General features: G+C 52.0%; 12 protein-coding genes. 7 read left to right on the top strand and 5 right to left on the bottom strand.

Annotation, left to right across the window (positions count from 1 at the left end):
* Positions 1-577: 577 nt before the first annotated feature.
* The 3 genes from ACJJI8_RS04910 to thiI form a co-directional block, all read right to left on the bottom strand.
* Entirely contained in the window at positions 578-2,665 is a 2,088-nt protein-coding gene (locus ACJJI8_RS04910; protein ID WP_444934433.1) for a glycosyl hydrolase family 18 protein, read from the bottom strand.
* A gap of 533 nt (positions 2,666-3,198) precedes the next feature.
* On the bottom strand, positions 3,199-5,007 hold the full coding sequence (gene typA / locus ACJJI8_RS04905) for a translational GTPase TypA (protein WP_444934432.1): 1,809 nt from the start codon (positions 5,005-5,007) through the stop codon (positions 3,199-3,201).
* A gap of 200 nt (positions 5,008-5,207) precedes the next feature.
* Positions 5,208-6,689, bottom strand: coding sequence for a tRNA uracil 4-sulfurtransferase ThiI (thiI, locus tag ACJJI8_RS04900; RefSeq protein ID WP_444934431.1), 1,482 nt, complete (start codon positions 6,687-6,689; stop codon positions 5,208-5,210).
* 101 nt (positions 6,690-6,790) lie between these two features.
* Between thiI and ACJJI8_RS04895 the strand changes: the two genes are divergently transcribed.
* The 6 genes from ACJJI8_RS04895 (at position 6,791) to ACJJI8_RS04870 (ending at position 12,570) form a co-directional block, all read left to right on the top strand.
* The gene (locus tag ACJJI8_RS04895) at positions 6,791-7,039 is read left to right on the top strand and encodes a hypothetical protein (RefSeq protein WP_444934430.1); all 249 of its coding nucleotides are present in this window, start codon (positions 6,791-6,793) and stop codon (positions 7,037-7,039) included.
* Complete coding sequence (glnA, locus tag ACJJI8_RS04890; RefSeq protein WP_108734896.1) at positions 7,015-8,421, top strand: glutamate--ammonia ligase; 1,407 nt, start codon at positions 7,015-7,017, stop codon at positions 8,419-8,421. The genes ACJJI8_RS04895 and glnA overlap by 25 nt, the downstream gene beginning before the upstream one ends.
* A gap of 188 nt (positions 8,422-8,609) precedes the next feature.
* Positions 8,610-9,164, top strand: coding sequence for a DUF4124 domain-containing protein (locus ACJJI8_RS04885; protein WP_444918520.1), 555 nt, complete (start codon positions 8,610-8,612; stop codon positions 9,162-9,164).
* A 316-nt stretch (positions 9,165-9,480) separates the two neighbouring features.
* Positions 9,481-10,563, top strand: a complete 1,083-nt coding sequence (gene glnL / locus ACJJI8_RS04880; RefSeq protein ID WP_444934429.1) for a nitrogen regulation protein NR(II) — start codon at positions 9,481-9,483, stop codon at positions 10,561-10,563.
* 3 nt (positions 10,564-10,566) lie between these two features.
* Complete coding sequence (gene ntrC, locus ACJJI8_RS04875) at positions 10,567-11,973, top strand: nitrogen regulation protein NR(I) (RefSeq protein ID WP_444934428.1); 1,407 nt, start codon at positions 10,567-10,569, stop codon at positions 11,971-11,973.
* A gap of 258 nt (positions 11,974-12,231) precedes the next feature.
* Positions 12,232-12,570, top strand: coding sequence for a PAS domain-containing protein (locus ACJJI8_RS04870; protein WP_444918517.1), 339 nt, complete (start codon positions 12,232-12,234; stop codon positions 12,568-12,570).
* 57 nt (positions 12,571-12,627) lie between these two features.
* Here ACJJI8_RS04870 and ACJJI8_RS04865 read toward each other — a convergent pair whose 3' ends face one another.
* Complete coding sequence (locus ACJJI8_RS04865; RefSeq protein WP_444934427.1) at positions 12,628-13,149, bottom strand: peroxiredoxin family protein; 522 nt, start codon at positions 13,147-13,149, stop codon at positions 12,628-12,630.
* A gap of 156 nt (positions 13,150-13,305) precedes the next feature.
* Between ACJJI8_RS04865 and ACJJI8_RS04860 the strand changes: the two genes are divergently transcribed.
* Positions 13,306-14,088, top strand: a complete 783-nt coding sequence (locus tag ACJJI8_RS04860; protein ID WP_444934426.1) for a bestrophin-like domain — start codon at positions 13,306-13,308, stop codon at positions 14,086-14,088.
* Positions 14,089-14,176: 88 nt separating this feature from the next.
* Here ACJJI8_RS04860 and ACJJI8_RS04855 read toward each other — a convergent pair whose 3' ends face one another.
* Positions 14,177-15,256: an AI-2E family transporter gene (locus ACJJI8_RS04855; RefSeq protein WP_413663709.1), complete on the bottom strand. Its 1,080-nt coding sequence runs from the start codon at positions 15,254-15,256 to the stop codon at positions 14,177-14,179.
* Between the last annotated feature and the right edge of the window lie 78 nt (positions 15,257-15,334).

Raw genomic sequence — 15,334 nt, 5'->3', positions numbered from 1 at the left:
GATAAAGAGTTAAGTCTAAGATATTGGGGACTATAGGTTGAGGCAATCAATTCGTAAAAATTTTAGAATCCTATCGTTTTTTTATCTTTGATAGTCTTGGGGATAGATAGTTATTTTGTTGCCAGCTCCAATGGAGTGAAATTTAACTCATTATTTTCCCTTTTTCCTAAAGAGTATAATTGGAGTCAAATTCAGGCGGTTGAAACAGCTACTGGCACTGGTCCGGCACCTAGCCGCTGGGTTCCAAAATACATTTTAAGAATGGATGATAAAAAATTAGTTTAATTGATTACAAGCTGCAGAGATTTATTGCCTCTTACACCAGGCTCAGAATTTATCTTCGAGATCAAAATCAAATTAAGTATGAGCAAAATCTGACAAATGATGGAATTCGTTGGTTGAGAAATAATTTGCCAAAGGATGGCTTTGGTGAAGTGATGCATATCTTACAAGGTGCGCCGTAATAATTATTTTAAGCGCGGACTAAATAATAAATAGAAAGGGCCCGATAAGGGCCCTTCTATTAGAACAAACATTGAGCCACCTTCCCTGAGAAGGCGGCCAAAGTGTATCCAGGTTACTGGCAGGAACTCGCTTCCCAGTACTGGGGAGCGTTAGCCGGGGACCACCAGTTGGGACCAAAGGTAGACACATAAACCTGGCCTTCAAAGGTTACTAGGTCGCCAACTTGATAGCCTTCGTCACCAGCATATGGCTGCTGGAATTCGGGGCAGGAAGCGGTCTCACCTGAACCTTGATCGCTGTCGGTGTTGTCATCGGAACCGTTATTGGCGTTGTCGTCAGAACCGCTATCGGAGCCATTGTTGTTGCTATCGTCAGAGCCGCTGTCGGAACCATTGTCGGAGCCTTCGCCCTCAGTTTGACAGGTGGTTTCGGTCCACAGCGATGGCGCGGAACCTGGAGACCACCAGTTTGGCTCGTGGGTGGACTCGTAGGCGACTCCTTCAAAGACAACAACGTCACCGACTGAATAACCTGGGTCGCCGGCATAGGGCTGCTCAAACGCGACGCAGGCGCTGCTTCCGCCATTATTATTGCCACCGCCACTTCCGGTGTCGCCAGTATCTCCGGTGTCTCCAGTGTCTCCAGTGTCTCCAGTGTCTCCAGTGTCTCCAGTGTCTCCAGTGTCTCCAGTGTCTCCAGTGTCTCCAGTGTCTCCAGTGTCTCCAGTGTCTCCAGTGTCTCCGGTATCTCCGGTATCTCCGGTGTCTCCGGTGTCTCCGGTGTCTCCAGTATCTCCGGTATCGCCAGTGTCTCCGGTATCGCTATCACTGGAGCCACCCTGTCCGAAAACTTCGAGTGCGGCATCGAGTAGTGGATACTGGTATTCATTGTTCTCCAATAGCATTCCACCGCGTAGCTGCCAGATCATCACGCCACCAAGGCCCTGGTCGAGCACATATTGGGCGCGTGCGGCGATAGAAGTCGTATCTTCGAAAGAGATAAAACCGCCATCCTCAAACCAACCATAGTGGGTGACGGCCTCGGGATCGTAAGCGGTCTGGAATGAAGAGTCGCTCTGCATTTTCTCAACGATCTGGTAGTAGCGCGTCTCGGTGTCAGAGCCCCAGTGAGCGACGTCTTGTCCGGAGGCGGCTTCACCGATTGCGGTGGCGCCAGCCACGCTGCGGCCGTAGTGGGACATACCCAGGGTGATCTTCTCAGCAGGAATATTGCCCTCAGTCATCCACATATTGCGGCAGCTGTCTGCGTCGAAGCCTTCGTTGACCTGGCCTTCATAGGGGTACAGCGGCGAGGTATGCTGGGCTACGGTATCCCAGTCGCCACCAAAGTCATAAGTCATCAGGTTGACATAGTCGAGGACTTCGCCCACAGCAGCAAAATCATAACCCTCTTCTGCAATCGAGGGGCCACAGGCCACGGCAGCGGTCAGTTCCAGATTTTTGCCGGTCTCCGCTTCAACCTCATCGAAGCGCGCGCGCAGCTCTTGCAGCAGGGTGGTGAAGTTTTCTTTGTCGATCGAGCGTCCGCCGTTCGGTGCATAGCCGGGGTATTCGAAATCGAGATCGAGACCATCGAAATCCCAGTCAGTAAGCAGTGTCACTGCATTTTCGATAAAGGCTGCACGTGCGGTGTCGCTCTCCATCATCTCAGAGACTTTGTGGGAGAGGGTCCAGCCGCCCATAGACAGGATCGCCTTGGCACCGTCGTCATGTACCGATTTTACAAAACCTGATTCGTGGTCATTCCAGCCCTGGCAGACCGCAGGCTGAATACTGGAATCGTATTGGCTGTAGGGGTGCCAGAATTGCGGCGAGCATTTTACGGGACCATCACCGGCGCCGCCGGAAAATGATTGGGCGCCCAGGCCGTAGAAAACGTAGGGGTCTGTAAAGTAGATGTTGCCGTCTTCGTCATTCCAGGCAAAGGCGTACTGAACGTGAGTGAGCTTGGAGAAATCCACGTTGTCATGGGTGAAGGATGAGTCGGCCCAGTATTCCCAATCGGCCCAATAGGCAGATACACGTTTAGAGGTTTCTTGTGCGCTGACGTTTCCGCTAATGGCGATTGCTGCTGCGAGTGCCGCCGCAGCTTTTAATTTAAACCCAAATTTAGATCCGCGTTCACTGCGGCTGCCCACCAACATCCTTGTTCGATCCTGAGATTGCAGGAAAGAAAACATTAGATTGACCTCCCATAGGTCTTAATTATGTATAAAGAAATTTGTCGTTATATGTGGAAAAATTTGAATAAATGGAGAGGTAAAAGTTCCGCGAGGAAATGTGGAATAAATGTGCAAGCCACGGAGGGTAGTGGCTGAGTGGTTATATTTATTTCCGCTGTAATTTTATGATGGGGACAATAAAAAGTGCGGGCATAAATTTAATTGCACCTTCCAGGAATAAATATTTGAGCAGATCAACGATAAAAATGGTCGATTATTTAATATCAAAAGAAAATAAATTTTCTTTTTGGGGTAAGAGATCGGAAAAAAATACCGGATTCTGGCGAGCGATATTTACGGCCTCTTGCAGGCAGCCTCCCTGCAGTTTAGTGCAGCACGGCTTCTGTCGAGTTAATCAATCACCTCTTTACTATGGAATGTTGCTACGGAGAAGTTTTTGATTGTCCCTCTTCAGGGATTGAAGATGTCATGATATGGCAAAAACAAAAAAGGGCCCAGAGGGCCCTTTTTAAAGTTGAAGAAAATACTAATTATTTCTTCGCACGCTTGCGCATATTTTCCTGCAAAATTTTCTTGCGCAGGCGGATAAAGTTGGGAGTCACCTCTACCAATTCATCGTCTTCGATGAATTCCAGAGCCTGCTCAAGGGTGTGACGAATGGGTGGTGACAGAGTGAGCGCATCGTCAGTACCTGACGCGCGCACATTAGTGAGCTGTTTGGCCTTGGTAGGGTTTACTACCAGGTCGTTGCCACGGGAGTGAATACCGACGATTTGGCCTTCGTAGACCTCTTCGCCGTGGCCCATGAACAAGCGACCACGATCCTGCAGTGCGAACAGACCATAGGCGAGGGTTTTGCCCTTGACCATGGAAACCAGTACACCGTTGATGCGCTTGGCCACCTCACCCTGCTTCACCGGACCGTAGTGGTCGAAGATACTGGTCATAATGCCAGAACCACTGGTGATGGTAAGGAATTGGGAGCGGAAGCCGATCATGCCGCGCGAGGGCACGATAAAGGTTAGGCGCACGCGACCTTTGCCATCGGGCTCCATATTGGTGAGATCGGCCTTGCGCAGGCCCAGCTCTTCCATAATGGGCCCCTGATGAGGTTCCTCAACATCGATAACCACTTCTTCATAAGGCTCGTGGATTTCTCCGTCGACCTCTCTCTGCACCACTTCGGGGCGGGAAACGCCCAGCTCGAAACCTTCTCGGCGCATGGATTCGATCAGGACAGACAAGTGCAATTCGCCTCGGCCGGAAACCTTGAACTTATCAGGAGAGTCGCCTTGCTCTACACGCAGGGCCACGTTGTGAATCAGCTCCTGGTCAAGACGCTCTTTGATGTTGCGCGAGGTAACGAACTTGCCGTCCTGGCCAGCAAAGGGGGAGTCGTTGACCTGGAAGGTCATGCTTACGGTGGGCTCGTCCACGCTCAGGGCGGGCAGGGCTTCTGGAGTATCCAGATCGCACAGGGTATCGGAGATATTTAGCTCACCCACACCGGTGATACACACGATATCGCCAGCACTGGCTTGCTCCACTTCTACACGCTCCAGGCCGAGGTAACCCATAACCTGCAGGACCTTGGCTTTGCGCGAGTTGCCCTCGCGATCGAGAACTACCACTTGCTGGTTCGGCTTCAGGGTACCGCGAGTGATACGGCCAACGCCGATTACGCCTACGTAGCTGGAGTAGTCCAGAGCGGAAACCTGCATCTGGAAGGCGCCGGTGGGGTCAACCTTCGGGGGCTCAACCTTGTCCACAATCATCTGGAACAGCGGCGTCATATCGTCGGCCAGGTCGGTGTCGTCGAGACCGGCGATGCCGTTCAGGGCGGAGGCGTAGACAACCGGGAAGTCCAACTGCTCGTCGGTGGCGCCGAGGCTGTCGAACAGGTCGAATACCTGGTCCATCACCCAGTCGGGGCGAGCGCCGGGGCGGTCGATCTTGTTAATCACCACGATCGGGTTGAGGCCCTGCTCAAACGCCTTCTGGGTTACGAAGCGAGTCTGCGGCATGGGGCCATCTACTGCGTCTACGAGCAGCAGAACTGAATCCACCATGGACAGTACGCGCTCTACCTCGCCGCCGAAGTCGGCGTGCCCTGGGGTGTCGACAATATTGATGCGGTAGTCATTCCAGCGGATAGCGGTGTTTTTCGCCAGGATGGTGATGCCACGCTCACGCTCTTGATCGTTGGAGTCCATGACGCGCTCGGCGCCTTCGTCGCGGCGGTCGAGAGTGCCGGACTGGGACAACAGCTTGTCCACAAGGGTGGTTTTGCCATGGTCTACGTGGGCGATAATCGCAATATTGCGCAGATTCTCTATCACTGGGGGCCTCTGGGCGTTAAATCTTGGTAAGTCGGGGCGGGGGCCTGCGGGGTTTCTACAGCAGCATTCCGGCCAAAGGCGGCGATTATAGGGGGGCCGCATGACAATTGGGAGTGATTTTGAGTAAAAAATCACCGCCCCGGGGCGCTGATCGCTTTAAAACCCGCGCGGGCGGTGATTGCCCGCGCCTTGAGCAGAAGTTACTTCTTAATGGTTTCCGGTCTGTGGGGAATCAGCGGGCGCAGCACGCCCACATTGCGAAAACCTTCGTCCAACAGGTGTGAGGCGTGCAGGCGGCTCATAACGCCTTTGGAGCAATACAGGAGGTACTCACGCTCTTGGTCCAGGTGGGCAAAGCTGTTGTTGAGACGGTAGAAAGGAATAGTCTGCACCTCACAGCCAAGCTCCAGTGGATCCAGCTCCTCCTCATCCGGGTGGCGGATATCGATAACCACAGCGCTGCCCGGCTCTTCGCGGATCTCCACATCCGGTGCTTCGCCATCGACTTCTTCGATCACCTGATCAATATTTTGCATCACCCGATTGCTGATAGCGCGATCGAGGACGGTGAAATCGAAGCGGTTTTCCTCGGACTCCACTTTTTCAATCTTGGCGCGGGTGGTGGGTTTTACCGAGATAACGCCGCAGTATTCCGGCATATTGGCGGCGAACTCTTCAGTGCCGATGGCCCGGGAGGTGCGGATAATATCGGTCTTGTCGGTGGTGATCAGTGGGCGCAATACCAGGGTATTGGTAACACTGTCGATCACCGACAGATTTTTTAGGGTCTGGCTGGAAACCTGGGCGATGGCTTCACCGGTGACTACGGCGTCCACCTCCAGTTCCTTGGCGATCACATCGGCGGCGCGCAGCATCATGCGCTTCAAAATGACGCCCATATGGGAGTCGTCGACCCGCTCGAGAATCTCTGCCACGACTTCGTCAAACGGCACAGTGATAAAGCGCACCCGATGGGAAGCACCGTATTTGTTCCACAGGTAGTAGGCGACTTCTTTCACGCCCAACTCGTGCTGGCGTCCGCCCAGGTTGAAGAACAGGAAGTGGGTGCGGATACCGCGCTTCATGGTCATGTAACTGGCCACGGTAGAATCGAAGCCACCGGATACCAGCGACAAAACCGGGTCTTGCGTGCCCAGGGGGAAGCCGCCCAGGCCGGGATGCTGCTCTTCGATCACGTTGAGCTTATCGTGGCGGATCTCCAGCTTAACGGTGATGTCGGGGTTTTTCAGTTTGACTCCGGATGCCTCGGTGTTCTTGTTGAGGCCGCCGCCCACGTACTGCTCCACATCCAGGGATTGGAAGTCGTGTTTGCCGGTGCGCTTAACCCTGACGCAGAAAGTCTTGTTCTTCAGGGCGTCTCCCCATACCGACAGGGTTTTCTCGTACATGTCATGCAGGTCGCCCAGGGGGAACTGGCGCACGCGGGAGAAGTTGGCGATGCCGGGGGTGTGAGAGAGCACCTCTTCGATACGTCCACCCAGGTGGGACACAGCATCGGGCGCGATCACATCGATCTTTTCCCAATCCTTTCGCACCTGGATACGGTCGTCCAGCTGGCGCAGCAGGCGCTGCAGGTTGTCCTTGAGCTGGCGCGACATGCGCTTGCGCACAGGGTTGCTCTTGATGGTGATCTCTGGAAAAAACTTGACGACAAAGTGCATGGGAATCCGTGGGGTACCGCATGTTGATAGAAGGTGCGGCATTATAAACTAGCCGGAGCCAAGTTGGTTGTGCACTGTTTGCGGGCGAAGCGAGAGCAAGTATGTTCTATTTTGGTGCGTATTTATGTGGCTGCTCGGCCACAATACATCTATCCTGGCTGCGTCAGCACTTTGCTGGGACTCGCACCGGCGCCAACCGGGACTATGAGGCGATTGCCCTAATTTGGCACACTCCTTGCTTTATTTCACGCCAGGTAGAGAGTGAATGCCGGCAGCGACAGCAAGGCATAGCGACCAATTACTTTTCAAGACCTGGAGGACTGCAATGTCAGCGAAAACGCTCGGTTTGATTAATGAAAGTGAAGCGAAATGGATAGACCTGCGCTTTACCGATACCAAGGGTAAAGAACAACACGTTTCCATCCCTGCGTCGGAAGTTGACGGTGAGTTCTTTGAAGAAGGCAAAATGTTCGATGGTTCTTCCATCGCCGGTTGGAAGGGCATCAACGAATCCGACATGATCCTGATGCCGGACGACGAGACAGCTTTCCTCGACCCCTTCACCGATGAGAGCACCGTTATCATTCGCTGTAACATCGTCGACCCAATTACTGGTCAGGGTTACGAGCGCGATCCTCGCTCCATCGCATTGCGCGCTGAGGAATACCTGAAGTCCACTGGCCTGGGTGACACCGCTCTGTTCGGTCCCGAGCCCGAGTTCTTCGTATTCGACGACATCACCTGGGGTGCCGAAATGGGCGGCGCCTTCTACAAGATCAACTCCGAAGAAGCAGCCTGGTCCTCAGGTCACAACTTTGCAGAAGGCAATATTGGTCACCGTCCCGGCGTTAAAGGCGGTTACTTCCCGGTTCCTCCGGTGGATTCCCTGCACGACGTTCGCGCCGCAATGTGTTCTGCGATGGAACAGATGGGCCTGCGCGTAGAAGTGCATCACCACGAAGTGGGTACTGCTGGCCAGTGTGAGATCGGCGTTGCCGCCAACACCCTGACTAAGAAAGCGGACGAAGTACAGATCCTCAAGTACGCTGTACACAACGTTGCCCACGCCTACGGCAAGACCGCGACCTTTATGCCCAAGCCGCTGGTTGGCGATAACGGTTCCGGTATGCACGTTCACCAGTCCTTTAGCAAGGATGGCGTAAACCAGTTTGCCGGTGACGCCTACGCTGGTCTGTCCGAAGCTGCTCTGTACTACATCGGCGGTATCGTTAAGCATGCTCGCGCCCTGAACGCGCTGTGCAACGCTTCCACCAACTCTTACAAGCGTCTGGTACCTGGCTTCGAAGCGCCGGTAATCCTGGCTTACTCTGCGCGTAACCGCTCTGCGTCTATCCGTATTCCTTTCGTGCCCTCCCCGAAAGGCAAGCGCATCGAGACTCGCTTCCCGGACCCGACCGCCAACCCATACCTGTCTTTCGCCGCACTGCTGATGGCGGGTCTCGACGGTATCAAGAACAAGATCCACCCTGGCGATGCTGCGGACAAGGACCTGTACGATCTGCCGCCGGAAGAGTTGGCTGAGTACCCGACTGTCGCTTCCAGCCTGGAAGGCGCCCTGGATGCTCTGGACCAGGATCGCGAGTTCCTGACAGCCGGTGGTGTATTCACTAACGACGCTATCGATGCCTACATCGAGCTGAAGCGTGAAGAAGTAGAGCGCCTGAACATGACCACTCACCCGGTCGAGTTCGATATGTACTACTCCGTGTAATGGCGAGCGGCATCACGATGATGCCGTCGAGCCGTTCTCGAAAAGCCCGCGCCACTCTGGTGCGGGCTTTTTTATTGCGGGTACACTGTCAGTGGAAGTGAATTGAGTGCCGCTATGCGGAGGCTCAGGAATATCACATTGGCCCGATCTGGGAAGAAAGGAGCGTCCGCCCTGCGGTCGAAAACACTATGGCAAGGTTTTGGCAATTAAAGGCCATGTTACTCGCAATGCCTCTGGTGGCAGTTGCGGCTTCTCAAGAGAATGAAGAGGCTGGCGCGATCTACAAAGTGGTTGGGCCCGATGGCCAGGTCAGTTTTAGCGATACACCACCGGCAAATGGCAACTCAGAGAAAGTGGATTTAGCCCCAATCAATATCCAGCCTATTGCGCTGCCCCGCCAGCTGCCCACAAGAAAGCTGTCGCCCAAAAGTGATGATGAAGAGTTGGGGCCGGTATCGATTCGAATTGTGAGTCCAATTAATGAGGCGACTATTCCGCCAGGGCAGACACTGATAGCGCTTCAGGTGGATGTGGCCCCCAATTATCCAGAGGGCGCTAGCTTTTATGCGGTTATTGATGGGCAGCGCTGGCAGGGAAGTTCGGCTGGTAACTCCCTGGATATCTCCGCCCTGGTCCGCGGTACCCATACGCTCAAGGCGGTTCTGCTAGGGCCCAAAGGGCAAGTATTGGCCCAGTCGCAAACGATCACAATTCATGTCAAGCGCCCGATAGCTCGGGGGTGAATGTTTGAGGGAGTGCAAAGCTCCCGCTACCCCTTACTTCGCTCTAAAGTCCGCCTGCCTGTTTTTTGACCTGTGCACCTTAATGGTGCATTCTCTCTGTGGTCGGCGGCATCCTATTTCTGAGACTGAATACTCGCAATGCCGTTGTTGCTAATCGCGCACTGATTGTGTCCGGTTGAAGCTGCTTCCGCCTACAAATGCCAGCTTATGCGCCATTTTGGTTTGCTTTTTGCACTGACTAGATACAGCGCTAGTTTGCTGGGGGTGATCAAAGGGAGTTTGGTCAGAGCCTCGGAATGAATCGGAAATTTTGTGAATGCTGAATGATCGCCAGTTGCGCCAATTACTCGATAGCCTGACTTCCGCAGTGTTGGTGCTGGATGAAAACTTATCGCTTTGCTATTTGAACAATGCTGCTGAGGACTTGTTGGCCGCCTCCAGTACCCGGGTTAAAGGCTCGAAGTTGGAGGAGGTGGTGCGAGAATCTCCCACTGCCTATGAGGCTATGCGGGAAGCATTGCGCAAAAATGAGAAGTATACAGTGCGCCGGGCCAGTTGGAGGTTGAACAATCTTGAAACCCGGACCGTGGATTACTCAGTCAGCCCGGTTCCCGAGTTTTCTGTGCTACTTGTGGAAGTGCAGCCGATGGATCGCCTGTTGCGAATTGCCAGGGAAGATGCGCTGCTCAGTGCCCAGGAAACGACACGAAACCTGGTTCGCGGTATGGCCCATGAGGTCAAGAACCCCCTCGGTGGTATCCGCGGGGCGGCACAACTATTGCAGCGCGAGTTGCCGGACCGAGAGTTAGACGAATATACACAGATTATCATTGAGGAAGTGGATCGCCTGCGCAATCTGGTTGACCGTTTATTGGGACCACGCCAGCCGGTAGTACTGCAACCGGTTAATGTGCACGAGGTTCTGGAGCGGGTTGCCCAGTTGCTGGATGCAGAGTGTATCGGCGAGCTTCAAATTCGCAGGGATTACGATCCGTCTATTCCCGATGTCCCCGCAGATAGCGAACAATTGATTCAGGCGCTGCTTAATATTGCCCGCAACGCCATGCAAGCTATCGATGAAAGTATTGGTCTCAGTAGCGGGGAGATGGTACTGCGCACGCGTATCCAGCGCCAATTCACCATTGGCCGCCGAAATTGCCCATTGGTCTGCCGTATAGAAATTGAAGATAACGGCCCGGGCATACCGGAGGAAATTCGCGAGCGGATATTCTTCCCGATGATCTCCGGCCGCGCCGAGGGTTCAGGTCTTGGACTTTCGATTTCCCAGAACATTATCAATCAGCACAAGGGGTTGATTAAGTGTGACAGCCAACCCGGCCGTAGCATTTTCCAAATTTATCTGCCCCTGACTACCGAATTAGCAAATACAGGAACCTAGAGAATGAGTAATCGCGTTTGGATTATTGACGACGACAGATCAATCCGCTGGGTGCTGGAAAGAGCGCTATCGCGTGAGGGGATTGATACCCAGTGCTACGAGAGTGGCGACCGCGCCCTAGATGATTTCTATAGCGATTCACCGGATGTAGTAATCAGTGATATCCGTATGCCAGGCTCCGATGGCTTTAAATTATTGCAGCGTTTCCAGGCTGAACGACCGAGCCTGCCGATAATTATTATGACTGCGCACTCGGACCTGGATAGCGCGGTAGCTGCTTACCAAGGGGGAGCCTTTGAATACCTGCCCAAGCCATTTGATATTGATGAGGCCGTAGCGGTAACCCGGCGCGCATTGATGCACGCCAGCGAACAGAGTGCTGAAGAATGGGTTGAGCCGGAAAATGGTCAGGGTAATAAAGAAATTATTGGAGAAGCGCCGGCGATGCAGGAGGTCTTCCGTGCGATTGGCCGTTTGTCTCATTCCAACATCACCGTTTTAATCAACGGTGAATCCGGCACCGGTAAGGAGTTGGTGGCGCAGGCTCTGCACAATCACAGTCCGCGCAGGGATAAGCCATTTATTGCATTGAACATGGCGGCTATACCCAAGGACCTGATGGAGTCTGAATTATTTGGCCATGAAAAAGGGGCCTTTACCGGTGCCAGCTCCCAGCGTGCCGGACGTTTTGAACAGGCCAATGGTGGCACCCTCTTTTTAGATGAAATTGGTGATATGCCCGCGGATACGCAAACCCGGTTATTGCGCGTGTTGGCTGATGGTGAATTTTACCGTGTCGGTGGCCACACCCCGGTCAAAGTGGATGTGCGTATTATTGCGGCGACTCACCAGGATCTGGAAGAGTTGGTATGTCAGCATAAATTTCGCGAGGACCTGTTTCACCGCCTGAATGTTATTCGCATCCATATTCCAAGACTGGCGGATCGCCGTGAGGATATTCCGCGATTGGTGAGGCATTTCTTTAATGCTGCGGCAAAAGATCTGGGGGTGGAGTCAAAGATCCTAACCAAGGAAACTGAGGAGTATCTCTCTGGGCTGGATTGGCCCGGTAATGTGCGACAACTGGAAAATACCTGCCGCTGGATTACCGTAATGGCCTCCGGACGCGAGGTACATATTGAAGATTTGCCACAGGAGTTGCATCAGCAGGGAGCGACGACAGAAACACCTGCAGACTGGCAAAAAGCTCTGCGCCTATGGGCCGACCAGGCCCTATCCTCTGGGCAGCGCGAAATCTTAAATGAGGCTGTTCCCGCATTTGAAAAAGCGTTAATAGAAATTGCGCTAAAGCATACAGCTGGGCGTAAACGCGATGCAGCTGATCTGTTGGGATGGGGTAGAAATACCCTGACACGGAAGTTAAAAGAATTGGAAATTGGTGGAGAGTAAATAACAGTGAGGTCTTACCAAACACGATGGGAAGACCTACTTGAAATATACTCATATCTCATTATCAGGCCGCTCTTAATTTATTTTTTTCCTGATTGAGTCTTTTACTAGCAGTAATCTATTAATATTTATTTAGATAGGTATTTTTTGTTCCAGCGAATAAATTTGAAAATGCAGCTATGTATAGAATCCTGAGTGATATTCTTATTGCCTGCTAAAATTAGAGTTAATTGCTGGTATTTAAATGATTGAGACGATATGACTGCTGATGAACTGAAAGTAGTTGCCGAGGTTCCATTTTTATTTTGGGTTAAAGATCAAACAGGCGTATATCTATGGGGTAATCGCCAAATATGTCAATTGGCCGGTGGTGAAGTGACTGGTAAGACAGACCGGGAACTTCCTTGGTCAAATAATGCTGATGCATTAAAAGCTGCGGATGATCGGGTTTTTTCCTCAGGGAAACCCGAGCACCTGCAAGAGTATGTCGATAAATCCAGCCGAGGAGAGGTTACGTTGAATGTCTGCAAGTGGTTGGATGAATTTGAAGGGCGGGATTGCTGTTTTGGGATATCTTTTGTCATTGATTCCCAATAGCCCAATAGAGCACTGGGCTATTCCACCATATATTTAGTCACTCCGGACTATTTATTTTCAGGCTGACTCCTTTTTAACACCCAATTCACCAAGCGTTCGCGCTATATCCTCTGCGCTGCTTGCCGGTTTAATATCTTTGTCAATTTTTTTAATTCGTCCATCTTTACCGATATAAATGGTAACGCGACGGGCGATATTCATTACGGGAATAAGTACATCGTACGCTTTAGCCGTTTCACCGGTGGGGTCACTGAGTAACGGGAAGTCCGCTTCGCTCTCTTCAGCAAATCGGGTGTTATCGTCAAGATCATCTGTACTGGCCATAAAGTAGGTGACTTCATAATCTTTGATCAAGTGACCGTTTTGGGCGAGCGATTTACACTCTATGGTGCAGCCACGGGTGAATGCCTTGGGAAACCAGGCGATCACAACAGCGCTTTTGCCTTGGAGGTCCGCCAATGTGTGGGTTTGGCCATCAGACCCCTGTAAAGTGAAATTTGGTGCCATTTCACCAACTTCCAGAGCGAGGCTGGGAAGGCTGATAAACGCCGTAATTAAGAGGGTCAGCAGATATTTCACGAATATTTCCCTTGAAGTTTACCGATACGCCTATGCTACTGCCCAAAGGCCTAACTGGCCAATAGCTCTGCTATAACTGCTATGCTTTATGCGCCAAAGTAAGAATATTGGTGCGTCAATGCACCGTTATGGACTTGCCGTTTTGCATGGGCTTAAATGCGCTTTGACAGCCTTTTCTATACTCTGCCACTTCCACTGATCTATACCATTTCAGTTGCCGTAGTGCTTTGCGCTTTAGCTGTGGGGATTTATCTGGGTCAGCGGCGGGTAGTGAATGCCAGTATCAAGGAGGATTCTTCCCTGGGCAGTGCGGTAGCTGCCACTTTGGGCCTGGTCGCATTCGTTTTGGCATTTACCTTTAATATGACAGCCGACCGATTTAATGAACGCAAGGCATTGCTGTTGCAGGAGGTCAATACCATCCAGGCCGCATATTTAAATGCGAGCTTTCTGCAATTGGATAAGCAGGATAAGGCGCGAGACCTAATAGCTGAATATGCAAATCTTAGGGATATTGACCCATCAATCGCCGTCACTCCGGAAGATGTAGCTCGCAGTGAGGAAATTCACCAGGCTCTTTGGCGTATGATCGAGGCGCACATCGCACAGGATTACAACGCCGATTATTTACGCCAGTTTGCCGAGCAGGTTAACGGGATGGTAGATCTGCACCGCGCCAGGGTTGTGGTTGGGCTGCAATACCGTATACCGGGTCCACTCTGGCTCTCCCTGTACTTTATGACCATTTTGGCGATGCTGGCAATTGGATACCAGTTGGGTATAAGTCGCGGGGGATCTGCCCAGGTAGTTATAGCTTTGGCCCTGACTTTCTCAACAGTGATTTTACTGGTGGCGGATTTGGATCGGGCAAATGAGGGAGCACTGTTGGTTGATCAGTCGCCGATGAGCGATCTCAATTTGCAGCTGAAAGAGCTATAGGAGGCTGCCCACTGAGCTGTTGTGCGAGCTGACTTTGCATATTAATTGGGTGGGGCGGAATTAAGGCTTTTCCGCCCCGGGGAACAGGTTAAAGATCTTCAGGTTTTTGTGGCATTAAGACATCTTCGGGATGCACAAACTCACGCATAAAAATTTCCCAGAAGGCGAGGAATAGTGCAGCGAGAAGAGGGCCTATCGCAAAGCCACTGATTCCAAACATAAACAGACCGCCGACAGTGGAGAAAAGCACTAAATAGTCGGGGAGTTTTGTGTCTCGGCCCACCAATATTGGGCGCAACAGGTTATCTACCAGGCTGATCACGGTGAAACCATAGGCGAGTAAAATCGTTGCCTTCATGGGTTCGCCAATAGCATAGAGGTAAATAGAAGCGGGGAACCAGATCAATGCGGCACCGACGGCGGGCAATAATGACAACAGGGTCATTAATACACCCCAAAGGACCGGTGCCGGTAGGCCCAGCACCCAGAAAATAATTCCGCCCAAGCCGCCCTGGGTAATAGCGACTACCAGATTTCCTTTGATGGTTGCGCGAGTGACTTCAGCAAACTTTGCCAGCAAAAGGTGCTCGCGCTCATCACCCAGTGGTAGGGCATGGATAATCAGGTTTACCAGCCTTTCGCCATCGCGAATCAGGAAGAAGGTGAGGTAAAGCATTAAACCCAACATAACGAAAAAGTTAACAGTATTCTGTCCGACCTCAATCGCATTTTTTGCGACGAAGCTACCGGCATTCATCACTCCACCCATCAGGCGCTGCTTGGCCTCCTCGACATCCACGCCAATACTTTCGAGCGTGCTGTTAACCCTGGGGAAAGCACTGCGAATCTGCTCAAAGGATTTAGAAACATCAATTTGTCCTTCCTGGATCCGGTGATACAGAGTTACCGCTTCATTAATAAAAGAGGTGGCCACTACCAATACGGGTATCACCAATAGAACGATACACATAAACAGGGTTAGCAGAGCCATTAAATTAGGCGAATTGGGAAAGCGCTGCATCAGCAGACGGTACACGGGGTAGAAAATCAGTGCGGTGGCACAAGCCCAAAAAATAGGGGTAAAGAAGGGTTTTATTAGGAGTAAAAAAGCTACGCTGACCAATAACAAGGTCAATATAAATGAGCGCCTTTCCAGTTTTTCTTGCACTGCGACTTCCTCTGCTTCTCTTTCGGCAGCCCAGTGGTAGGGCGCCTAATTTTTGCTCTATCTAAGCAGATGCGGTGG

Source organism: Microbulbifer maximicatervae (SeqCode) (assembly GCF_052467695.1).
Note: the sequence above shows the minus strand (reverse complement) of the source record. Positions and strands in the feature narration are given on the sequence as shown.